Annotated in this window: 17 protein-coding genes and 1 other RNA gene; 8 read left to right on the top strand and 10 right to left on the bottom strand. The window is 57.9% G+C overall.

Going from position 1 to position 21,997, the window contains the following annotated elements:
• Positions 1-14: 14 nt before the first annotated feature.
• Positions 15-794, bottom strand: a complete 780-nt coding sequence (locus B9Y51_RS07950) for a sigma-70 family RNA polymerase sigma factor (protein WP_425432066.1) — start codon at positions 792-794, stop codon at positions 15-17.
• A gap of 224 nt (positions 795-1,018) precedes the next feature.
• On the opposite strand from B9Y51_RS07950, the gene B9Y51_RS07945 reads away from it, so the two are divergent.
• The 4 genes from B9Y51_RS07945 to hisN all read left to right on the top strand — a co-directional run bounded on the left by B9Y51_RS07945 (position 1,019) and on the right by hisN (position 5,030).
• Positions 1,019-1,531 (top strand): DoxX family membrane protein, encoded by a 513-nt coding sequence (locus tag B9Y51_RS07945; RefSeq protein ID WP_085529352.1) that lies wholly within the window; start codon positions 1,019-1,021, stop codon positions 1,529-1,531.
• A gap of 129 nt (positions 1,532-1,660) precedes the next feature.
• Positions 1,661-3,028 (top strand): 3-phosphoshikimate 1-carboxyvinyltransferase, encoded by a 1,368-nt coding sequence (gene aroA, locus B9Y51_RS07940; RefSeq protein ID WP_085529351.1) that lies wholly within the window; start codon positions 1,661-1,663, stop codon positions 3,026-3,028.
• On the top strand, positions 3,028-4,134 hold the full coding sequence (gene rsgA, locus B9Y51_RS07935) for a ribosome small subunit-dependent GTPase A (RefSeq protein ID WP_085529350.1): 1,107 nt from the start codon (positions 3,028-3,030) through the stop codon (positions 4,132-4,134). Before aroA ends, rsgA begins: the two co-directional genes overlap by 1 nt.
• Before the next feature lie 35 nt (positions 4,135-4,169).
• The gene (hisN, locus tag B9Y51_RS07930) at positions 4,170-5,030 is read left to right on the top strand and encodes a histidinol-phosphatase (protein WP_048680273.1); all 861 of its coding nucleotides are present in this window, start codon (positions 4,170-4,172) and stop codon (positions 5,028-5,030) included.
• Positions 5,031-5,152: 122 nt separating this feature from the next.
• Here the strand turns inward: hisN and B9Y51_RS07925 are convergent, their stop codons facing one another.
• On the bottom strand, positions 5,153-6,040 hold the full coding sequence (locus B9Y51_RS07925) for a DUF4190 domain-containing protein (protein ID WP_085529349.1): 888 nt from the start codon (positions 6,038-6,040) through the stop codon (positions 5,153-5,155).
• 255 nt (positions 6,041-6,295) lie between these two features.
• Positions 6,296-6,668, bottom strand: a transfer-messenger RNA (tmRNA) gene (ssrA, locus tag B9Y51_RS07920).
• Between the two features lie 162 nt (positions 6,669-6,830).
• On the opposite strand from ssrA, the gene prfB reads away from it, so the two are divergent.
• Together prfB and smpB are read left to right on the top strand one after the other, a co-directional pair.
• Complete coding sequence (prfB, locus tag B9Y51_RS07915) at positions 6,831-7,949, top strand: peptide chain release factor 2 (RefSeq protein ID WP_048680277.1); 1,119 nt, start codon at positions 6,831-6,833, stop codon at positions 7,947-7,949.
• 47 nt (positions 7,950-7,996) lie between these two features.
• On the top strand, positions 7,997-8,491 hold the full coding sequence (gene smpB / locus B9Y51_RS07910) for an SsrA-binding protein SmpB (protein ID WP_048680279.1): 495 nt from the start codon (positions 7,997-7,999) through the stop codon (positions 8,489-8,491).
• Positions 8,492-8,545: 54 nt separating this feature from the next.
• Here the strand turns inward: smpB and B9Y51_RS07905 are convergent, their stop codons facing one another.
• The 5 genes from B9Y51_RS07905 to glf all read right to left on the bottom strand — a co-directional run bounded on the left by B9Y51_RS07905 (position 8,546) and on the right by glf (position 14,580).
• Positions 8,546-9,625, bottom strand: coding sequence for a hypothetical protein (locus tag B9Y51_RS07905; protein ID WP_048680286.1), 1,080 nt, complete (start codon positions 9,623-9,625; stop codon positions 8,546-8,548).
• Between the two features lie 82 nt (positions 9,626-9,707).
• Positions 9,708-10,457, bottom strand: a complete 750-nt coding sequence (locus B9Y51_RS07900; protein ID WP_048680605.1) for an ABC transporter ATP-binding protein — start codon at positions 10,455-10,457, stop codon at positions 9,708-9,710.
• Between the two features lie 45 nt (positions 10,458-10,502).
• Positions 10,503-11,366 (bottom strand): ABC transporter permease, encoded by an 864-nt coding sequence (locus B9Y51_RS07895; RefSeq protein WP_048680288.1) that lies wholly within the window; start codon positions 11,364-11,366, stop codon positions 10,503-10,505.
• Positions 11,363-13,396: a glycosyltransferase gene (locus B9Y51_RS07890; RefSeq protein WP_085529348.1), complete on the bottom strand. Its 2,034-nt coding sequence runs from the start codon at positions 13,394-13,396 to the stop codon at positions 11,363-11,365. The genes B9Y51_RS07895 and B9Y51_RS07890 overlap by 4 nt, the downstream gene beginning before the upstream one ends.
• On the bottom strand, positions 13,393-14,580 hold the full coding sequence (glf, locus tag B9Y51_RS07885; RefSeq protein ID WP_048680292.1) for a UDP-galactopyranose mutase: 1,188 nt from the start codon (positions 14,578-14,580) through the stop codon (positions 13,393-13,395). The genes B9Y51_RS07890 and glf overlap by 4 nt, the downstream gene beginning before the upstream one ends.
• Before the next feature lie 1,796 nt (positions 14,581-16,376).
• On the opposite strand from glf, the gene B9Y51_RS11165 reads away from it, so the two are divergent.
• Positions 16,377-18,959 carry an FtsK/SpoIIIE domain-containing protein gene (locus tag B9Y51_RS11165; protein ID WP_158088276.1) on the top strand — a complete coding sequence of 861 codons (2,583 nt, stop codon included), beginning with the start codon at positions 16,377-16,379 and terminating at the stop codon, positions 18,957-18,959.
• Here the strand turns inward: B9Y51_RS11165 and B9Y51_RS07875 are convergent.
• Positions 18,901-19,347 (bottom strand): hypothetical protein, encoded by a 447-nt coding sequence (locus tag B9Y51_RS07875; RefSeq protein WP_143468032.1) that lies wholly within the window; start codon positions 19,345-19,347, stop codon positions 18,901-18,903. The genes B9Y51_RS11165 and B9Y51_RS07875 overlap by 59 nt on opposite strands.
• Positions 19,348-19,633: 286 nt before the next feature.
• On the opposite strand from B9Y51_RS07875, the gene B9Y51_RS07870 reads away from it, so the two are divergent.
• The gene (locus B9Y51_RS07870; protein ID WP_085529345.1) at positions 19,634-19,882 is read left to right on the top strand and encodes a WhiB family transcriptional regulator; all 249 of its coding nucleotides are present in this window, start codon (positions 19,634-19,636) and stop codon (positions 19,880-19,882) included.
• Between the two features lie 140 nt (positions 19,883-20,022).
• Here the strand turns inward: B9Y51_RS07870 and B9Y51_RS07865 are convergent, their stop codons facing one another.
• Positions 20,023-21,600, bottom strand: a complete 1,578-nt coding sequence (locus B9Y51_RS07865) for a sensor histidine kinase (RefSeq protein ID WP_085529344.1) — start codon at positions 21,598-21,600, stop codon at positions 20,023-20,025.
• Positions 21,601-21,997 lie beyond the last annotated feature (397 nt).

Here is a 21,997-nt window from a genome sequence, read left to right as displayed (position 1 = left end):
CCTCGATGGCGGGCTTACCGCTGCTCGACGCTCTCGGCGTCTGATGAATTCTGAGTGGTGTGCTTGGACTTCTGTCCGGATTTTGCCTTTTCGGTCGAGAATCCAAGCTCCGACGCATAATCGGCTAGCTGCCCTCGCAACATTCGCCGTCCTCGGTGCAACCTGGACATCACCGTTCCGATGGGGATATCGAGAATTTCGGCGATCTCCTTGTAGGCGAACCCTTCAACGTCCGAGTAATACACGGCCATACGGAAATCTTCCGGAAGGTTTTGGAGTGCATTTTTGACGTCGCTGTCCGGCAGATGATCCAGCGCTTCGGATTCCGCCGATTTCAGGCCTGACGAGGTGTGAGCCGAGGCTTGGACCAGCTGCCAGTCCTCGACCGAATCGGTGTTTGCCTGGTGGGGCTCGCGCTGACGTTTACGGTACAAATTGATGTACGTATTCGTCAGAATTCGATACAGCCAGGCTTTGAGGTTCGTTCCCGGCTTGTATTGCTGAAATGCCGAGAATGCTTTGGTGTACGCCTCTTGAACAAGGTCCTGCGCATCCGCCTGATTACGCGCCATTCGCAACGCAGCCGCATAGAGCTGGTCGATATATTGCATGGCCTCCCGTTCGAATCGAGCTTTGCGCTCTTGATTCGATTCGTGGGATACGTCGACTGTCTCCACGGATTCCTTCCGGCGGGTCGTGATGGTGCTTTCGGACCAGTCTAGAAGGTTCGTCTCCTCGGTGCCCCGCTCGGACTCCCCGACCCGCGTCATAGGACGCGATAAAGTCGTGGTCATCTCGACAATTCACCCCTCATGATTCGCCTCATCCTTGTCGTGCATGTCAACGAGGTAAACGGAGCAAATATTCCGCAGGGCAGGTTCGGTGTTCGCAGGGCACGAAACCTTTCTAAGCCTTGTCTTCTTGTAGCTTCGATCCCCTAGGATAAAGATGAACCCACGGGTTTTTGTCACGGTGCCCATCCGGCACCTATCGCGAAAGCCCACGTTGAGGAGGAACTATGACCATCGTTCGCAAACTCGCCCGCCCCCTGTTGGCGACGTCGTTCATCTACAACGGTGTTAACCGGTTGCGTAGCCCGGAATCCGCCAAGCACCTGAAGCCGATCATCGACGCCGCTGCAAAAGCCTCTCCTCAGCTCGCCCCGTTGCGCGGCCAGGAGCGCCTCATCGGCCAGTCGCTGTCGGCAACCCAGATTGCGGCGGGCGCACTCTTTGCGCTGGGACGTTTCCCCCGCTTGTCGTCGACTCTGCTCCTCGTGACCGGCACCATCGATGCTTACGTTGAGTACGCCACCGCTGAAAAGGAAACCAAGGAACAGAAGAACGTTCGGTTGGCACAGGGCGTCAAGAGCGCTTCTCTGATCGGTGCTGTGGCCCTGACATCCGTCGACACCGAGGGCAATCCCTCACTCGCGTGGCGAGCCAACAAGCTCGGCGCGGACGTCAAGAAGAAGTCCTCCAAGATCAGCGACGACCTCAAGAAGAAGTCTGAGGACGTCTTCAGCAATTAATGCAGGCCGTCGATGAAGTTCAGGCCTCATCCACATGCCGGGGGTCCGCTTTCGTGGCGGGCCCCCGGTGGCGCTTAAAATGAGCCGTACCTACCGAAACTCGCCACTGCATACTTCCAGAGGACTTGCTTGAATCACTCCCCAGCCCCAGATTGGCCCGCGCCAACCCTCTCCCCCGACGACGAATGGAGCGCAACGGTCCGTGTTCCCGGCTCAAAGTCGTTAACCAATCGTTATCTCATCTTGGCGGCAGTGGCCGATGCCCCCAGCGAAATCCGCGGAGCACTCGATTCACGCGATTCTCGTCTCATGATGGCCGCGCTGGAATCGCTCGGCGCACGTTTCGACAGCACGGCACACGGACTATTGGTCACGCCCCTGTCCAGAGGGCGGGATTTCACCAAGGTTGATCCCAATTATCCTGAGGTCTCCATTGACACGGGCCCAGCAGGAACCGTCATGCGGTTCGTTCCTCCCTTGGCCGCAGTACTGGGCATCGATACGCATTTTGATGGGGACCCCGGCGCCCGACTACGACCCATGGCCCCAGTGATCGAGGCCGTACGCCAGCTGGGATCTACCGTCGATGATTCCGACACGGGACACCTACCGTTTTCCCTGAAAACAACACGGCGTCCCGATTCCGAACCTCATCGCAGCGGTTCACCTCAACACGTCGTCATCGACGCCTCCGCCTCAAGCCAATTTCTTTCGGCGTTGCTTTTAGTGGGTGCGTTGCTTCCCCACGGACTCCACGTCGAACACCGAGGTCAAGGCATTCCCTCGATGCCTCACATCGACATGACGATCGCGACCCTCCAAGAATTCGATATTCAGGTTGAGCAAACGGGGCCGTCGTCGTGGTTCGTTTGGCCTGGGACGCCACGAGCTCACGACGTCGTCGTCGAACCCGATCTCTCCAATGCGGGACCCTTCTTAGCGGCGGCGGTCGTAACGGGCCAGAAAGTCACGATCCCCGATTGGCCTGCAGAGACGACTCAGGGTGGAGATGAATGGCGGACCATCCTCCCCCAGTTCGGTGCCGAAGTTCGCCGCTCCGGAGCCGACCTTATAGTGCGAGGGCCCCAAGGGGGCGCGTGGGCAGACGCCATACCGGGCATCGATATCGATCTTCAGGGTGCCGGCGAATTGGCTCCGACCGTCGCCGCCATCGCCGCTCTGTCTTCGAAGCCTTCTCGCCTGCGAGGCATCGCTCATCTGCGGGGGCACGAAACCGACCGGCTCAAGGCCCTCGTCACGGAAATTCGACGCCTCGGCGGAATGGCCGAGGAAACGGAAGATGGCGTGACCATCGATGCACCCGTCCGCAATGGTGCACTCTTCGAGACGTACGCCGACCATCGAATGGCAACCGCCGGAGCGGTCATCGGGCTCATACTCCCCGACGTCGTGGTCCGCGATGTCGAGACGACGTCCAAAACGCTTCCTGGGTTTACGGAAATGTGGGACGAAATGCTCGCGAGCCGGGAGGTTTGATGGCTCGTCAACCCTCCAGGTCCTGGGACGAATCGGACGTTCGGGTCCGTGCCAATAAGCGCGGTTCGCGTCCACGGACCAAAGAACGTCCAGCCCATCGAGACGCCGTCATCGGCCGTATCGTGACCGTGGACCGAGGCCGCTACACCGTGGACTTGGGCGAGGACGGCCCCGGCCGCCTCATTACCGCCGTCCGTGCGAAGGACCTGCGCCGTACCCCCGTGGTCGTGGGCGACCTTGTCGGATTGGTAGGTGACGTCAGTGGGGCCGAAGGGTCCCTAGCCCGTTTGGTTAAAGTGCTGGAACGTTCCACGGTTCTCCGACGAAGCGCGGATGACACCGACCCCGTCGAAAGGGTCGTCGTCGCAAATGCCGATCAGCTGATCATTGTGGTCGCTGCCGCCAATCCGACGCCACGAACGGGATTCATCGATCGATCCATCGTGGCGGCTACAAATGCCGGCATCGAGCCCGTACTCTGTATCACCAAAACAGACCTCGGCGACGCAACAGACTTGAAAGAGTACTACTCCCACACGTCTCTCAAGATCCTGACCAGTTCCCCGATGGGCTCCGCGGAAGAATTCACTCGAGTTGGAACCCACGAAACACTTCGCCTCGATCCGAGTCTTCTGGCCACCTTGAAGTCCGAATTGAACGGCCAGGTCAGCGTCTTTTTGGGCCATTCTGGCGTAGGAAAATCGACTCTCGTCAATGCGCTGTCTGGGGCATCGCGCTCCACCGGTGGCGTGAATCTCGTGACGGGGCGTGGGCGGCACACGTCATCGTCGGCGCTGGCGATTTCCCCCGAGTGGGGTCTTTCCGGCACGTGGGTCGTCGACACCCCCGGCATTCGGTCCTTTGGCCTGGCACATGTGGAAAAGGATGACATCGTCGCCGCATTCGATGACCTCGCCCCCGGATCGGCCCAGTGCCCCAAAGGGTGCACTCACGCAACAGACGCTTCGGACTGCGGAATCGCGGCACTCGTCCGATCCGGCGCACCCGGACCACGAGGCGAAGAACGTCTGGAATCGCTGCGCCGGCTCCTCGGAGTTGCCGAGGAAACCGGACTCGCCGAGACTAAGGAGCTCGGCGGTGCCTGAGACCCAGACCGCACTCATGGGTTAACCTGGAAGGCATGACTTCGATGAGCCCGTATAACGATGACCTCCGTTTGGCACACGTCATCGCCGACGCCGTGGACCGATACACACTCGGAAGGTTTCAGGCTCAGGACTTCACCGTTGACACCAAACCGGACCTGACGCCCGTCACAGACGCCGACCGCGAAGCCGAACAGCTGGTCCGTTCACACTTGAATCGCGCCCGAACCCGGGACTCCGTTTCTGGGGAGGAATTCGAATCCACGGGTTCCTCGCCACGTGAATGGGTGATCGACCCCATCGACGGAACCAAGAATTTCGTTCGCGGCGTGCCGGTCTGGGCGACACTCATCGCACTGCTGGATCGAGGCAAGCCGGTCGTGGGTCTCGTCTCGGCACCGGCCCTACAACGGCGCTGGTGGGCCGCCGAAGGTACGGGCGCATTCACCGGTCGGTCGCTCGCCAAGGCGACACGCATCGAAGTCTCTGACGTCGCATCCCTTCCAGATGCTTCACTTTCTTTCTCGTCTCTGTCGGGCTGGAAATCCGCTGGCCTACGCGATCAATTCCTTGACCTCACAGACGAGGTTTGGCGAGTCCGCGGGTTTGGAGACTTCTGGTCCTATTGTCTTCTTGCGGAGGGAGCCGTAGATATCGCCTGTGAGCCAGAACTTGCGCTCCACGATATGGCAGCTCTCGTGCCCATCGTGACGGAAGCCGGAGGGCGATTTACGTCTCTGGCTGGGGAAGACGGTCCACACGGAGGCAACGCGTTGGCAACCAACGGGGCTCTTCACCCTGCGGTTCTGCAGAAACTCAACACCAGCGATGCCACGGCCGAGGAAGCGAACGTATCTGAAGCTTTTCGGGGCCGGCACGTCGCAGAATCTCCGTAAAACCAGGCGCGTCCTGGGCAGGGCCACTTCGCTCGTGGCCTGCCGCACGAACCCCCGAAAAATGGCCATAATAAAACCCCCGTCGCCCTCAGGCGACGGGGGTTTGCTGAACTCAGCGAACGCTAATTTCCTGCTTGATTGGCGATGTAGTCATCAATACATTGCTGATACGAGGATGAGTTAGCGTTCCCATATCCGCCACAATTCTGAGCGGCTTCGTTCGCGATGGAGAACGAGAAGATCCAGAAGATCAAGAAGATCACCGACACGATCGCGCCGATGGCGCCCAATATAATGCCGACGATCGGCATGGCCTTACCGGCACCTGGCGTCTTACCGAGTTTCTTGATGGCTACGATGCCGAGAATAATCGCGACGATACCCGCCAACGCCGGGAACACCAGCCAGCACAAAACGAGGCTGCCGATACCGCAGATCATGGCCGCCAGCCCCATTCCCCACCCGTTGGGGCGCTGCGGCTGGCTCGTGGGGTACTGCTGCTGATACTGGGGCTGCCCGTAGCCGTTGCCCGAATACTGAGCCTGCTGGCCCTGATAGGAGTCATAAGGCCGGGGGCTACCCCCGTAGTAACCGGGGGTGCCGTTGGCATTGGACTGGTTTCCGTAAGAGTCCGCACCCGTGCCATAAGCACCAGGCTGGGCATACTGCGGCGCTCCGCCGTCGTGCTGTTGGCCGTTCTGCGGGGACGTGCTGCCGTAGCCCCCGTAGGAACCATCCTGGGCGGAAGAGTCGCCGTAAGAGCCGTAGGTACCCGCCTGGTAGCTCTGTTGTGACGAGTCATTGTGGCCGTATCGAGGCTGATCCGACTGGTAAGCACCGCTCTGGCCATACTGTTGTTGGCCAAAGCTCGACGTTCCCTCGGCTTGACCCTCCCGTTCTGCATCCCACGGCTTGGAGTCATGGCTCCGTTCTCCGTAGCGGGGAACCGAGCTGCCTCCCCCGTTCTCGGCGTCGAGATTTTCGTTGTCGGACGAAGGATCCTTGGTCATCGGTGACACTTCCTCGCTTCAGCTCTAGATGGTGGTTCGCGCGCTGCGGTGCCGCGCGTTTACTCATTTCATCACATTCTTGGATACCCTCGCGAGCACGGGGCTCACGGGCTCGAGCTCTGTGGCTCGAGGCACCACCGATGTGATTCACGTTTGTACCTAGTGGGCATCTCTTCACTGCTCTTTAAATGCAACAGGCCCGGGCCTCATACATGAGACCCGGGCCTGTTGAACGTGGCCAAAAACGGTCACCATATGTGGAGATGCGGGGAATCGAACCCCGGTCCGATGCAGCATTGCCAGGGTTTCTCCGGGCGCAGTTTGTATATCGGTGTTTTCGGCTCCGGCACTTCCACAAACACATTGCCGCCGAACCTATCCGTATAAAAGTCCCCTAGTTCCCTACGGAGAAGAACTAGAGCAGTGGCCTTCTAAACTGATACTAGGATCCGGGTCGAAAGCGAACCCGGGCTAGCAGACTGCTCTGGCTACTTACGCAGCGAGAGCGAAGTCAGTGCGCTTTTCAGATTTGGCACTTATTGTTTTGCAGAGAACGTTTACGAGATGACTCTGCGTTCTCGGCCCGCTTCACCTGCCGCAACTGGCATCGTCGAAACCGATCATCCCCATATGTGGTTTTCAATCAACCGACTGGAGCACCGAAAACTACGACGCTTTGCTCCAGACCTGTTAAATATACTCCTTGCGGTCCATGTTGGGAAGCCAAGCGCCCATCACCACCTAAGCCCGGCGGCCTGCGGTGCCACATCATCGACTAGACTTGCGAGATATGGCTTCCACTGACTTTCCCGCAGAAATCAAAGACCTCCGTGCGACGTACTCGTCCATTGCTCAGGTCAGCGACATCGAGGGCATCCGTGCAAGCATCGCGGAGCTCTCGGAAGCGGCGGCCGCGCCGAATCTGTGGGACGATCCCGACGCTGCACAGCAGGTGACATCCAAGTTGTCTCACCGTCAGTCAGAGTTGGAACGCTTGGAACGTTTGCAGGAACGCATCGACGACCTCGAAACCATGGTCGAGTTGGGTCAAGAGGAAGACGATTCTGCACTCATGGCCGATGCCGAGGACGAACTCGTGTCCATCCGGCGGGCCTTGGCAGACCTCGAAATCGTGACCCTCTTGTCTGGTGAATACGATCCTCGAGAGGCCGTGGTGACCATTCGCTCCGGAGCCGGCGGCATTGACGCCGCAGACTTCGCGGAAATGCTGATGCGCATGTACCTGCGGTGGGCGGAAAAGAACGGATACGCCACCAAAGTTTTGGATACGTCGTACGCCGAAGAGGCCGGCCTTAAATCGACGACGTTCGAAGTCAAGGCCCCCTACTCCTTCGGACGGCTCTCCGTTGAGGCCGGGACCCACCGTCTCGTGCGCATTTCCCCTTTCGATAACCAAGGTCGTCGACAGACCTCCTTCGCCGCCGTGGAAGTTATCCCTCTCATCGAGCAGACCGATAGCATCGAGATCCCAGAGAGCGAGATTAAGGTCGATGTATTCCGCTCCTCTGGCCCAGGCGGCCAGTCGGTGAATACCACCGACTCGGCGGTCCGTATGACGCACCTCCCAACCGGAATCGTCGTCTCCATGCAGAATGAAAAATCGCAGATCCAGAACAGGGCGGCCGCACTGCGCGTCTTGCAGTCTCGGCTACTCCTTCAACGGCGTGAAGAAGAAAACGCCAAGAAGAAGGAACTAGCCGGCGATGTAAAAGCGTCGTGGGGAGATCAAATGCGGTCGTATGTTTTGAACCCTTATCAAATGGTCAAGGACCTTCGAACCAATCACGAAGAAGGCAACCCCAGCGCGGTTTTTGACGGCTCGATCGACGAGTTCATCGATGCAGGCATTCGGTGGCGCGCGGGACAACGCCAGGCGGATCAGGCCTAATACCTCAAACTGCCCCATCGCGGGCGAAAGAATACGATAGACAATCCATGGCACAGAAGAACAAGAAGTCAACAAAGAATGAGGACGGGCGCAAGGTCATCGCGACCAATCGCAAGGCCCGCCACGACTACAACCTCCTCAGCACGTATGAGGCAGGTATCGCTCTCCTAGGCACCGAGGTGAAATCCTTACGTGATGGCGGAGCTTCGATCGTCGATGGATTCTGCCAAATGACACGCGGCGAGCTGTATTTGGAGAATATCCACATCGCCGAGTATGGACATGGTTCCTGGACTAACCACGAGGCCCGCCGGCGACGCAAGCTGCTCCTCCACAGGATGGAGCTGCGGAAGCTGGAGCAAAAGACCAAAGAAACCGGTTACACCATCGTGCCGATCCAACTGTATTTCCGGGATGGCAAAGCGAAAGTGGAAATCGCTTTGGCCCAGGGTAAACGCGAATACGATAAGCGGCACGCCCTGAAGGAAGCTCAGGACAAACGTGAGGCCCAACGGGCGATGCGCTACCGGAACCTCGGATAAGGCGATCCCTCTTCCCCATCGGTGATGGGATGCACTTTCCACGCTCTCGCGGGGCTACGAGGTGGACTCCTCGACTTCGGTTTCCGGCTGTTGCGTGTAGGCCCGCTGACGTTCTCGCATACCCATGGTGATATGTCGCATGTCGACCTGGTCGTCGAAGCCTGACCCCAAAGCGCCGGCGACGACGCCCATCGAAGCGCTGAGCCACGCAATGGATGCGTAGTTATTGATCCCCACGTCTTCATTCAGCACAGAAGCCATGAACGATGGATCAATCACGATGAGTCCCGAGACAAAGATGAAGACCCACAAGGCTGCATAGAGCCATATCACGCAGATGAGCAACGTCATCACGGTCGAGAGATTATAGAGCAACACCACTTTGGAGAGACGGGCATATCTGGGTCGGTCCCACAGCTTGTTGCTCACCAGGAGCCAAACGACCATCGAACACACCGCCAGAACGGATATGACCAAGAGTCGTCCCGTGGACAACGCATCCGACATCTGCCAGATGGAGTTGTAGAAAACGCCAAAGGCTCCGGTGGCCGCCGCCGTGGCGAGAGCTCTCGACAGCTTGGGAGCGGTCCTCCAGGGCTCATTGCCCAAGATGACGCCGAGGACCGTTCGCGCAAATCCCGTTCTCGGGTTCGCTAGCATGATCAGGCTCTTACGTTCGTCGCGTGAAACCCATTGCCCCCACCCGTCGTCGGTATACGTTTCTGCGACGTCGTCCATCGTCATCAGTCGATACGCGCAGTCCACGATGATGCGCAGGAGCTTCGATTTGGTTGCCCAAGCACCAACGGTAGGACAGGAAACGATAGCAACGCGCTCGTCGGGGTAGGCTTCGGCAATCAGCGGCCGGCGCTTGAGGTACCTGGGGATTTCGGTCAGTAGAATAACGAGATCGACTCGTCCTTCGGAGAGATTCTCGACGGCCCGCGCCTCTAGGGTGTGATCCGGGCGAATACGAAGTAACTCGCTCCGAGACTCAACCTCGAGCGGCCGCCGAGACAGGACCTGCAACCTGCCTTGAAGAGAATCCCGGATCGCGGCCAATCTCCGGCTGGGCAGGCCGGGATCCGCGATAACATGCACCACCATTACAGGGCTGGCATCCACTGTCGTCATTGTAAAAATGTTACCCGTCGCTGGCTTAAACAAGAAAAGGTCCACCGAAAATTTTCGGTGGACCTTTCTTCCGCCCGTGGAATTACTGGCGTAGATAACGGACAGCGTCTCGGATATCGCCGTCCTCGACGATCTTGCCGTGCTCCAAGACGACGCCACGCTCACAGAGGCGCTTGACCATATCGAGATCGTGGCTCACCACGACCAACGTCTTTCCGCGCTGCGAGAGCTCCTTGATCTTCTTGATGCACTTCTTCTGGAAAGGCTCATCGCCCACGGCCAGAATCTCATCGACCAAGAAAATTTCAGGATCCGTATGCACGGCGACGGCGAAGGCAAGTCGCAGGTACATACCCGAGGAGTAGAACTTAACCTCGGTATCGATGAACTGCTCGATCTCGGAGAATTCGACGATGGAGTCGAAATTCTCGTCGATCTCTTGCTTGGTCATGCCCAGAATCGCACCGTTGAGGTAGACGTTGTCTCGGCCCGTGAGATCCGGGTGAAAACCTGCGCCCACCTCAATCAGACCGGCGATTCGTCCCCTCGTCATCAACTCACCAGAATCCCCGTGCATCACGCCGGAGATGAGCTTCAATAGGGTCGACTTTCCGGAACCGTTCAAGCCCAGGAGAGCGACTCGTTCACCCTCGTGGATATCCAATGACACCCCATCGAGTGCATTGAATTTCTGGGAGAGATCGCCTTTTCGGCCCTTGATGAGCCACACAAATGCTTCCTTCATGGAACGCGTGTGCCTCAGGACAAACCGTTTCACCAGGTTGTCGATCTTAATAACCACCGGTTCCGACGAAGGAACATAGGGCGGCATCGGCTTCGAGAGCTCGGGATCGTTATCAAGCCACGACACGATAAATCAGAGCTCCTGTGCGAAGTTGCCTTCGAACTTGCGGAAAAGCAAGTCACCAATGAAGACAACGACAAGCGAAATAATGACGGCCAACGGAGCCATCTGGGTGATCAGGTGGGGCGGTACGTGCCATTCCATGTCGATGGTCGGGTACCAAAACGCGTAGTGGAAAAGCTCTACAGCAACCGTGATGGGATTCAAGAAATAAATGTGAACCAACCAGTCTGGCGCTTTATCAGCCACACGCTCCCACGGGTACATGATGGGTGACATCCAGGTGAGCATCATGACCAGGAGATCGACCAGGTTCTCCGAATCACGGAAAAACACATTGGCGACGCCAAAAATCAGGCCCAGCCCGTAGGCGAAGACCATCAGAATCGCCATACCCAATACGGCACAAGCCAGTTGCATGACGTTCGGATGCCATCCGACCACAAAGTCGGCTATGAGCAGCACCAACAGTTGTGGCGCGAAGTGAATCAGTCCAACCCAAATAGTCGACACCGAGAACAATTCCCGGGGAAGATAGATCTTCTTGATCAGTGCCCCATTGCCCACAAAACATCGCGCACCGTTGCCAAAGGCCTCACCGAAGAAGTTGATCAGGATGATGCCGGAGAACAGATAGACCGCATAATTTTGCAGTCCTTTGTTCAGTTCAAGGAACACGCCCAACGCCAGATAAAAGACGATGAACTGTACGCCCGGCTTGACGTAGGACCACAGGATACCCAGGACGGATCCTCGGTATCTCACCTGAAGTTCCTTGTCGACCAGGAGCCGCAGCAGGAAGGTGTGTTTAGGAACGTCAAGCAAGCCCCGACCACGGCCGGGGCGCTTGAACTCTCGATTGATAATTTCTGTCATCGCGTCAGTTCGGAATCCGTATGCTGATCGAAGGTTTTTTTCCAGGCCTCGAAGGACGTGATTCGAGACGCAGCCTCACGATACTGCTTCCGCAAGGAAGGCCAGTTCCGCAAGATCTGGGCATGCAGACGGGTCGCTTCGACGAGCTTGTCCCGCAACTGCTCCGGCTGGCGACGGTACCACGAGATTGCGGTCCCCTCCGCGTTGGAAACCAGCGCAGAGTCGTATTGAGACATTCGCCACCACCGGTTGTCTTGGTGGGCGATGTGCGCCTGAGGATGATCTTGAGCGGTCTCCTTGACTGGCTTAACCAGCTGCTTGGTAAGGGTCTTCACCGCCCACGGGACCAAGGACTTATACGAAGGCGCGTGGAATCCCCGGCCATTGCGCGGTGGCTTATCCATGTGCGGTTCTGGGAAGTCCTCGATGTCTTCCTTGAACTGGGCATCCGAGTACTTCTTCATCAAGGCCCGAATTTCCGGAAGCCGCTTCGGCTGAATTTCGTGCAGTTGATCCGGTCCCCCGAGAACATCTCGTAACGCCATGATCCGACCGTGCTCCGTGAAGTACTGCATAGAAATCAGATGCTTCACGTCGGCGTACGACGACTCGCGAAGGAGCCTTCCGCCTCGCTCGTACGGCGAATGCAACAAGGCCGCAATGATGCGGTTACGAATATGGAAATACGCTTGCCAGCCGACCAGGTCGTCCTTGTCGATCCACGAGACATGCCACACCGCGGCACCGGGTAGTGAGACCGTGTGATATCCGGCCCTCTTGGCACGCAAACCATACTCGGCGTCGTCCCACTTGATAAAGACAGGAAGTGAGAGTCCGATTTCCTTGATGACCTTGGTGGGGATGAGGTCCATCCACCAACCGTTGTAGTCGACGTCGACCCGACGATGTAGCCAAGAGGTCGAACGCAGGTTGGAGCTCAAGAAATCGTGTCCCAGGGACTGCTCTTCGTGCGGCTGATCCGGCTGGAAGCGATACGTATTCACGATTTCGCCAAAGGTGTGCAGAACGGTCCGGTTGTAGAGATCGAACATGTGTCCGCCCACAATGGTGGGTTTCCGGCACAGATCGGCGAATGTCAGCAGGCGGGAAATGGATTCCGGCTCAACCACGACGTCGTCGTCCAACAACAACGCGTAGTCGCTACCGTTCTCGACGGCTTCGTACATTCCTCGGGAAAAGCCACCCGAACCGCCCAGGTTGCCCTGGTTGATAATCCGAAGCTTGCCCTGGAGAGTCGCAGCGACTTCTTCAAATTCATCCTGATCTTGAACCTTTTTGGTTCCCTGGTCCACGATGAGGATCTCTTGCAGATTCTCGAGAACCTCGGGGTTCTCCCCTAGTGACCGCAGGTTGTTCAGGCAGAAGTCGGGCTTGTTGAGCGTCGTAATCTCGAGGGTGATTTGACCCGGCTTGCTGTCTGCATCCGAATAGCCCATCCAGTCAGCGGTTTCCAAAACTAGCGACTCATTGCCGGCTACCAGGTCAAACCAGTACCAGCCGCCGTCGCCGAAAGGCTTCAACGGAAGGTCAAAAGTAGTGTGCATCTTTCCAGAGACGCGCTTTGAGGCCACCCGCTGAAGCGATCCACGAGCGTTCGACTTATAGACGATGACCGTGCCCTCACCGTGAGTATGCAGGGAGAGGCAGACGTCTTCGATGCTAGTCCAGCGCTTCCAGTACGACGCCGCGAATGCGTTGAAGTAGGTAGCGAAGGAAAGTCGAGCTCCTGCACGGATCAACGTGGAGCGACGATCGATGAAGTCCTCGACGTGAGTGTCAGAGCCGGCGGGGGTTGTCGCGGACTCCTGTTCCGAAGAAGACTGACCTTTCTTGGCGCCGCTTGAGCCCTGGCTTCCCAGGGATCCATTCATCGTCGACAGCTGAACGCCGGTTGCTTGACCGGAGTCGACGTAGAGCGCCACCGTGTCCATCTGTTCCGCGGGCGGAAAGATCACACGCTGAAGGGTTTTGAGCCCCTGAGTCTGAGATTCTTTTACCTGAGTGGTCATGCGTCGACTCCTCCACTCTCGAGCTTCTGGCCGCCTTCAAAATGGGGCCGAATCTTGTTGTCAAACATGGAAAGCGCTGAACCGATGGCCATGTGCATATCGAGATACTTGTAGGTTCCCAGTCGTCCACCGAAGAGGACGGAATCTTCACCGCGGGCAAGGTCGCGGTACTTGAGAAGCATCTGACGATCGGCGTCGGTGTTCACGGGGTAATAGGGTTCATCGCCCTTTTCCGCAAATCGTGAGAATTCACGCATGATCACGGTGGCGTCCTTGGTGTAATCCCGTTCCGGGTGGAAATGCCGGAACTCGTGAATGCGTGTGAACGGGACGTCTTCGTCGGGGTAGTTCATGACCGAGCAACCCTGGAAGTCCTGAATCGGCAAGACTTCTTCCTCAAGGTCGATGGTGCGCCATGAAAGGTCACCCTCGGCAAAATCGAAGTAACGATCCACCGGACCGGTGTAGATCACCGGCACCTGTCCTCGAACCTTCGAGCGAGCAAATTCGTGTGAATCGTCAAAGAAATCGGTGTCCAAATGGACCTCGATATTGGGGTGGTCCGCCATACGCTCAAGCCAGGCGGTGTACCCGTCAACAGGCAGACCCTCATGGGTGTCGTTGAAGTAGCGATTGTCGTAGGTGTACCGAACCGGTAGGCGATTGATGATCGAAGCGGGCAAGTTCTTCGGATCCGTCTGCCACTGCTTGCCGGTGTAGTGCTTGATGAACGCCTCATACAAGGGACGCCCGATGAGCTGGATGCCCTTGTCATTCAGGTTCTGCGGATCCGTGCCGGCAAGCTCACCAGCTTGTTCCTTGATCAAGTCACGAGCTTCCTGGGGGCTGTAGGCCGCCCGGAAGAACTGGTTGATGGTTCCCAGGTTGATCGGCATCGGGAAGACCTCGTCCTGATGACGCGTGTAAACACGATGAACGTAGTTGGTGAATTCAGTGAATCGGTTAACGTATTCCCACACGCGCTCATTCGAGGTGTGGAACAAGTGCGCACCATAGCGGTGGACCTCGATGCCGGTCTTCTCTTCCTTCTCGCTGTAGGCGTTTCCGCCGATGTGCGAGCGCCGGTCGATCAGGGCAACCTTGAGTCCCAATTCCTTGGCCGCCTGCTCTGCGACAGTCAGGCCAAAGAGACCAGACCCTACGACCACTAGATCTGCGTTCACGCAAAAACTCCTGTTGCTCTTACGCCGGGACGCCGGGCGCCCACGGCTTGACGTGTCCGCCTCCCGACTCAACGTCAGGTGCGAATATCTCAGTTCGATCCTAATAGAAAGCTCGCTTGGACCAGCCAGCACACGACGAGAGCCCCTGATTCTTCGTGATGGATCCACCATCCGAGGGTCTCATTTTCCCGACGCGCACTCTATCGTCCGCTCCGATCCTCCAAAAGGTTCGGGCTCTACCTTCCCACGAGGGCAAACGGTATTCACCGTCCACGGACCCGCAATTTCCGAAAATATCTGGCGATTCTTCCACAACTGGACGTCAGAACGTTGTCGTGCGTGGCGGTGGACCACCTGATGTGGACTCAAATGATCGTATGAAACTACGGATCGCCGTCATCGACCCGGCGCTCAGCCTTCGACATGAGATTTCTGTCTCCGCGAGGCACGGGCTTTCGGGACGTGCACTTGCAGAATTCCTGAATCATGAATTGGGGCGAAAGGTCCAACTTCACCTCGCCGGGCGCCCCCTGGCCTCGTGCCGTTGGGGCGAGGCTCCGCTCACTGATGGTGCGACGCTTACTATATCGTCCAGTTCCGCATCCGAAGCCGCTGGCCCCTACCTGGTATGTGTCGAAGGAGCAGGCTGCGGAACCTTCTGGAGCGTTCGGCGTGGGACCACCTCCGTCGGACGAGATGTCACGGGCATCCGTATCGATAACGGTTCTTTAGCTCCGGAGGTCGGAGCGTTCGTGATTGACAACTCGGGAATATCTTTCATCAGCCGGTCAAGACCGAGCGCGGCACGGAAAATCCCGGGTGAGGGTTGGAATATTGCGGGCTCTATTCTCCGAGTCATTCATGATCTGCGTCAGGCCCACCCGAAACCATCGGACCGTGCGATACCACGGGCTCACGTTCAGCTGCGATCTAGTGCATCAGGGTGGAAAACGCTGTTGGCCACCATGCTGATTCCCGTTGCAGCAGGCTTATTCATGGCATGGATGTGGAATTTCTGGGCAATGGCAATCTTTAGCGCCGTCAGTGCCCTAACCAGCCTTTCCCTCTGGTGGGCACGCAGCAGTGGTCCCGGGAAAAATCGCCGGGTGCTCCGAGCGGCCCGTCAACGCGAAATCGCCCAGCTCGATGCGGTGTGTCCGCCTCTTGGCCTTCGCCTGGCAAAGAGGATGCTCTTGCTCTACGGTGCGCGAACGTTCACGAGTTTGTCCTCTGCCTCGCCCGATTCCTTACCCGTTGCCGGATCGGGTCTTTGGATTCGATGGGGTCGAGGAACACGCTCCCTTCACATCACTTCCTCGCCAGAGAACTCGGCACCTCGGTTCTCAGGGATGCCGATCCTGACCTGTATCAATTCGCCACACCTCATCAGGATTTCCTCTGACGGAGGTCCTGACGGTCTCGACATCTTGCGAGCGCATCTCGTCGCCGCGGGAATACCGATGACCTGGCTGTCGTGTGGTCGCGATTGCAAACTATGTCGTGTCGTCTCCGAACGATGTGATTTCACCTCCACCGTTCCCAGCCAGATTCATGGCTCTGTGGATTTGTCCTGCGCACGGAGAATTGAGGCGGCCAACGGCCCCAGACCACAGATTGTTATCACCTTCGACGAAGATCCTGTCATTCCGCCTCCCGACTGGGACGGCATCATCGTTCGACCAACGGTCGAAGGGCTGAGGTTGTCCGTGCAGGGGAACGCGGGAGATTCGTTAGTCGGCTTCTGCGAAGGGTACGACGTCGTCTGTCTTCAGCCGGACTTTCCTGATACTGAGGTCGTGAGAAGCCTGACGCCCTTCGTCCCCAAAGAAATGCGCGACGACGTATGGCAACCCTTTCTTTCTGCTCGCGAGGACCTCGCGGTAGAACGTCTTCGGGAACGATGGGTAGCACATCGCCTCGATTCCCGACTGTTTTTGGACATCGGCATCTCTCCCCATCACGGGAAGATGATTCGCATTGACCTCAATCAACACGGTCCGCACGCCCTGGTGGCTGGCACCACGGGGTCAGGAAAGTCGGAATTTCTGCGTGGCGCACTCTACTGCCTTGCGTTGACCTACCCTCCGGACAGAGTGGGACTCGTCCTCATCGACTTTAAGGGCGGGACCAGCTTCGGTCCGGCAATCCGTTTACCGCATGTGCATGCATGCATCACCGATCTCGACGGAGGCGCGGTCGATCGAGCTCTGTCATTTCTGGAGGCGGAAGTTCGTCGACGCGAATCTCTGTTCCAGGCGGCCGGTTGCCTGCATTGGCGGGAATTCACACGGGCGAAACCCCACGCACCAGGCCACTGCCGTCTCCCCGAGATCATGATCGTGATCGACGAGTTTCGACATCTCGTCGATTCATTTCCTGCCAGCCTTCAGAGGTTTCTGCGGATTGCTGCGGCCGGCCGGTCCTTGGGAATGCATCTGATTCTCTCTACCCAACGACCACAGGGTGCCATTTCTCAGGACATCCGTGCCAATACATCTATGGAGGTTTGCTTCCGGGTCACGGCCGATCAGGAATCCATGAGTGTCTTAGGCGATACCTCCGCCGCCAAAATTTCCGCTACCTCACCGGGACGCGGCATCCTCCGATTCGACGGAAAGATGCAGGAATTTCAGTCGGTCTTGGTCGACAGCTTGCCCCGACTACCACCGCCCGAGCCCATGCTGGTCGCCGACGACGGTAACCCCCACGCCGTCTCTGAACTCGATGATCGCAACCTCAACATGGATACCGGTCGTGTAGCCGCCGAAGCTTCGCGGCACGGAGCACGTATTCGACCAGTCATACCACCACCTTGCGGCACGCCGACATTGGATTTTTGGGAAGCTTGGAACTCGAGTTCTTGGAACGAAGGAACGGAACGCCCTCTGGTCCTTGGCCCGGCGGAATGCCCCCACAGAGCTTGGCAGGACACGTTGTTGTGGAGGCCCCACCAACAAGGCGGGATCAGTTTTGAAGGTGCCGCTCCCGATCAGTCTCGTTTGCTCGCTGCGCTCCTGGCCACGGCCTCTATCGATCACCACCCGGTGTATCTGATCATCTTCGACCGGGCTATTCGACATGCTCTTGACTCGTGGGTTGCTCGAGGCATGCCAATATTTGGCTTAGGCGATTCTTCATCGCCCGAATACTGCCTGGAGATGCTGAGGGAGCTCACGAGGATGCGATGTCCGCCCTCTCAGGGGCGTCCTCTCGTCGTCATTCAAGGGCTGGATCGATGGTGCGAAGAGTTACTGAAACATGGAACCGATTTCTCCCCTGCCGTCGAGGATCTCCTTAACACACGGGGAAATTCATGGGCCATGGCGATTCTTTCAGGATCACGTGTGCCTTCCCGGCTTTCGAGTTGCCTCCCGAACCGGTTGTCGATGAAGTCTCCGGCAGCACCCGCTAGGTCAATGTCGCTTCCTCTCGAGGACAGCACACGTCAAAGCACTGGATGTCAGGTCGAGGGACCCATCACCGACGATCGTGGCGTCGTCGAGTTAACGTTGCCTGCAGTGACGTCGTTATCAGACTTTCCGCGACGAGCTCTTCCCCAACCCGACACACCCGTATCCCGAAAAATTCTGGCCTCGTTCCCGCAATTCAGGGACCTCCCCGAAAATCTGCGCTGGGATGAAGTCCGCGCGAGCACGCACATCGAGAAGACAGACAACCACCAACATCTACGTGCGGTGAGCCCTTCACCGACCACCGATGGCGGGACAATTCTGCTCGGGATTTCGGCACCTCAAGGACAAGAGCTTGCCCTACCGTGGCGCTGTGGCGAAGTCATCGGAGTTCTCGTTGGCGGATCCGAATCTCACGAGCTATTCATCCAGGTCATCAGCACTTTTCACGACGCCGCCGAGCTAAACGTATTCACACCGGATCGTGGCTCCCAATGTCCATACACCGTCATGCCCACGGCCTCTTGGACCGGGCGAAAGACCAAGCTGGCGGTCGTCGCCAGTTTCATGGACTGGCGGCACACAGAGCGAGAGAAGCTGCAGGCCGTGGTGTCACAGCATGACGCCGCAGTGGTTCTCATCCCGTCATCCACACTAGCCTTACCGCCGTGGTGGTCCGACCGGGTGAGCGCCGCCAGCTGTTCGCTCCTCATAGGTTCAGGGCCACCTAGCCCACCATTTGGACACGGAAGGCCTTCCGAGCGTGAATACGGGAAGAGACGATTCGATGAGGGAGCCTTATTCAAGGCCGACGAACGAATCCGATTTAAGCTGCCACAACTTCGAAAAACGTCGACATCCACGAAGTCTCAGAGGCGGGCACCGCACTCGCCAGTCATGGAGTCAGTTGCTACCGGCGTTCAGCAAGGCCATTGGCCCGAAGCAGATGTGACTGAACGGGTTGACTAAACAGCAACACTGCAACCAATGCGCCGTACACGATGGGCCATGCGGCCATTCCCCATCCCCAGGATCCAGCAAGCTGAACCGAAATAACGACGAGGAAAATTTGCGTCAACAGAATCAGCGCACGTGGCCACAGGCTGCCCCGAATGAGGTTTCGAGCCGAGCCCAACAACCACGCCCCATAGCCCACGTACAGCAGGGACATGATCATGATGGCACCGACCGGCATCGCATGATCCTCAACAAACGCCCCGATCGTTTGCACGATTCCGGCAATGACGAGACCAAGTCCTTCCAAGCCGACCATGCCAGAAAGGATCCATACGGCCCGTGGAGCTCGCCCCTGGACGCGTGGGGAATCGGTGGCTTCTTCATCGTGAGGGACAGTCATATTCACCAGTCTATCGATGACCTGCACACGCCCTCGGAATGGGCCCTCCTCGCCTCAACGGCTGCGCCTGTCCGGAGATATCGCCATGTCTCCATGTGACATAAAACATGGCGAGAAGTAGACTTGACGCTTCAAACCCTCTTGTTCACGAGAAGTTTACGTGGGAACCTTTTAACAGTTCTCAAAAGCCCCCGCATTTGGGGGCTCTTTATTTGTATACCCCACAATTTCGGCCACTCAGACCGGCTTTGGTGGGCTTCATGTGTGAAACAAGGAGCGTGCATCGATGGATTGGCGCAGTCGCGCAGCCTGTCTCGAAAAGGACCCTGAACTTTTCTTCCCGGTGGGAAACACCGGCCCGGCACTCCTTCAGATCGAAGAGGCGAAAGCCGTCTGCCGCAGCTGCAACGTCATGGACACTTGCCTCAAGTGGGCCATGGAAACCGGGCAGGACTCCGGAGTTTGGGGCGGTATGAGCGAGGATGAGCGACGCGCCCTCAAGCGCCGCGCCGCTCGCGCTCGGCGCGCTTCTTAACGAAACGTTCCTTCACCCGCTGCCTCCACCAGTGCTTCGCCACTGATTGTGGAGGCAGCGGTTTTTAATATCCTCTTTGGCTAACCTCGTCGTGCGATTCAGGTCTGCTCCATCAATGACCAGGCCCTTTCGGAATCACCTCATGGCCGCTCCGCAGCCCCTTCAGGAATCTTGGCCGTAATGACGACCTCGGTGCCACCACCAGCACGGGGTTTCCACACGATCGACCCCTTTAACTCACTCGCCACCAGGGTGCGCACGATCTGCATGCCGAGCCCCTCTCCCTGGGACGGAGGACGATACGAGGAGACTCCAGACTCCTCGATATAGCTATCTCCCATGCCGACACCATCGTCGCCGATTGTCACGATCAGCTCCGGGCCACTCTCAGCTTCTTCACGTCGCCCATCCAAACTCACGGTTCCTGAATTTCCTTCCAGCCCGTGTTCCACCGCGTTGGCGACGATCTCATTAATGATCAGCGCCAACGGAGTGGCCAGCTCGCTCGGAAGCTTGCCGAATTCACCGGTCATCGACGTGGAAACTGCTTGCCCGGGAGAAGCGACCTCGGCTGCCAAGTGAAATTGGCGATTGATGAGTTCGTCGAAATCCACACTCTGAGTCAGCCCTTGCGACAAGGCTTCATGCACCATGGCAATCGTGGCGACTCGCCTCATCGCTTGCTCCAACCCCTGCTTGCCCTCGCGGGATGTCATACGCCGCGCCTGCAGGCGGAGCAGGGCCGAAACAGTCTGAAGGTTGTTTTTCACCCGATGATGAATTTCACGAATCGTGGCATCCTTCGTCATGAGTTCCAGTTCACGACGACGCAATTCAGTGACGTCCCGGCACAGCAATAAAGCGCCAAAGCGCTCTTCCCCACGCCGTGTTTGTCTCCTTAACGGCACCGCGCGGAAGGTTACGCTACCCCGATCCGTTCCGACCTCCCCTCTCCACGGCATGCGACCGGTGAGCACGAGAGGCAGCGTCTCATCCGCTTTTTCGGCTATCGGTAAGAGATCACGAGTTAGATCGGCCAAGGAACGACCGGTGAGTGCTTCAGGAAACCCAAGCCGGCGATACACGGAAACCGCATTGGGGCTCGCGAAGGTGACCCGCCCCTCTGCATCGAGCCGAATCACGCCGTCGCTGACGCGGGGGTTTCCTCGCGACGTCTCGCTTGAGGCACTGAAGTCAGGCCACGCGCCTCGGGCGACCATGCTCAAAATCTCCCGCGCCGTCTCTCGAAAGACGGTGTCTAAACGACCCTGCATCCGACCCGATTGATCGCCGTGGTGCAACGACAGAATGGCGATGGTTCGTCCATTACGTACCAACGGATACAGGACGACGCGCATAGCGGACTCGGCATTCCAATCCACATGGTCAAGAAATTGCGTCGCCTGATCGAACCAACAATGGTGGGCCGATGTTTGCACCTGTGAGCTCATGCGGAGACCCACCATGTCTCGGTGGAAAACTGTTTGCGCCGTCGATGGGCGGACGTGTGCCATGCCCAGGAAACCCGTGTTGAGCGCAGGGCCTCCATGGGCCCGACCATTGATATCCCCCGACTGAAAGTCTTCCGGGAACCACAAAACGAGGTCTCCCTGCGCCAAATCGGCGATCAACTGCCAGTCCCCCACGAGGAGGTGTAGCCATTCCGAGTCTCCGGGGCCGAATTCACCGGTCTTCAGTAAGGGTTCCGCGAGAGTCATGTCGTCCTCGGAGGTCGGGGCATAGTTTCGAATCCATTTTAGGTCCCCGTTCCACCAACAACCTCCCCGGCTAGACTTCCGTGAGCGCCGCTGAGGGAGGCCCGCGGCGTCTGCCTCCTCGCGTCTTACCGAATCGGCACACGATCGGAGGACTCGATCCACGCCCTTCTCACGGGAAGCAGAACGGCTAACGACGAAACGAGAAGCTCCTACGCCGAAATGAACGAGCGACTCACGTGACAGTTGAGGCGATGTCATGAGCATTCGTCTACCTTCCAACGAACATTCTGGAGAATTTCCGACATCTTAACCCCGGTTGCGCCCCGTTCAGATTGTGCCTGTGGACAAACCCGAGCTATACACGAAAGAAGGATCCTGGCCTGATAGTTCCAGCACC

Source organism: Kocuria massiliensis (genome assembly GCF_900169715.1).
GTDB lineage: Bacteria > Actinomycetota > Actinomycetes > Actinomycetales > Micrococcaceae > Rothia > Rothia massiliensis.
The sequence above is the reverse complement of the archived record's forward strand: the minus strand, read 5'-3'. Positions and strand labels throughout refer to the sequence as shown.

Coding starts and splice junctions, on each gene's coding strand:
- B9Y51_RS07950 (WP_425432066.1), bottom strand. CDS start 794: ATGACCACGACTTTATCGCGTCCTATGACGCGGGTCGGGGAGTCCGAG.
- hisN (WP_048680273.1), top strand. CDS start 4,170: ATGACTTCGATGAGCCCGTATAACGATGACCTCCGTTTGGCACACGTC.
- B9Y51_RS07925 (WP_085529349.1), bottom strand. CDS start 6,040: ATGACCAAGGATCCTTCGTCCGACAACGAAAATCTCGACGCCGAGAAC.
- B9Y51_RS07870 (WP_085529345.1), top strand. CDS start 19,634: ATGGATTGGCGCAGTCGCGCAGCCTGTCTCGAAAAGGACCCTGAACTT.
- rsgA (WP_085529350.1), top strand. CDS start 3,028: ATGGCTCGTCAACCCTCCAGGTCCTGGGACGAATCGGACGTTCGGGTC.
- B9Y51_RS07945 (WP_085529352.1), top strand. CDS start 1,019: ATGACCATCGTTCGCAAACTCGCCCGCCCCCTGTTGGCGACGTCGTTC.
- B9Y51_RS07900 (WP_048680605.1), bottom strand. CDS start 10,457: ATGCCGCCCTATGTTCCTTCGTCGGAACCGGTGGTTATTAAGATCGAC.
- smpB (WP_048680279.1), top strand. CDS start 7,997: ATGGCACAGAAGAACAAGAAGTCAACAAAGAATGAGGACGGGCGCAAG.
- B9Y51_RS07890 (WP_085529348.1), bottom strand. CDS start 13,396: ATGACCACTCAGGTAAAAGAATCTCAGACTCAGGGGCTCAAAACCCTT.
- B9Y51_RS07865 (WP_085529344.1), bottom strand. CDS start 21,600: ATGACTCTCGCGGAACCCTTACTGAAGACCGGTGAATTCGGCCCCGGA.
- B9Y51_RS07895 (WP_048680288.1), bottom strand. CDS start 11,366: ATGACAGAAATTATCAATCGAGAGTTCAAGCGCCCCGGCCGTGGTCGG.
- B9Y51_RS07875 (WP_143468032.1), bottom strand. CDS start 19,347: ATGACTGTCCCTCACGATGAAGAAGCCACCGATTCCCCACGCGTCCAG.
- prfB (WP_048680277.1), top strand. CDS start 6,831: ATGGCTTCCACTGACTTTCCCGCAGAAATCAAAGACCTCCGTGCGACG.
- B9Y51_RS07905 (WP_048680286.1), bottom strand. CDS start 9,625: ATGACGACAGTGGATGCCAGCCCTGTAATGGTGGTGCATGTTATCGCG.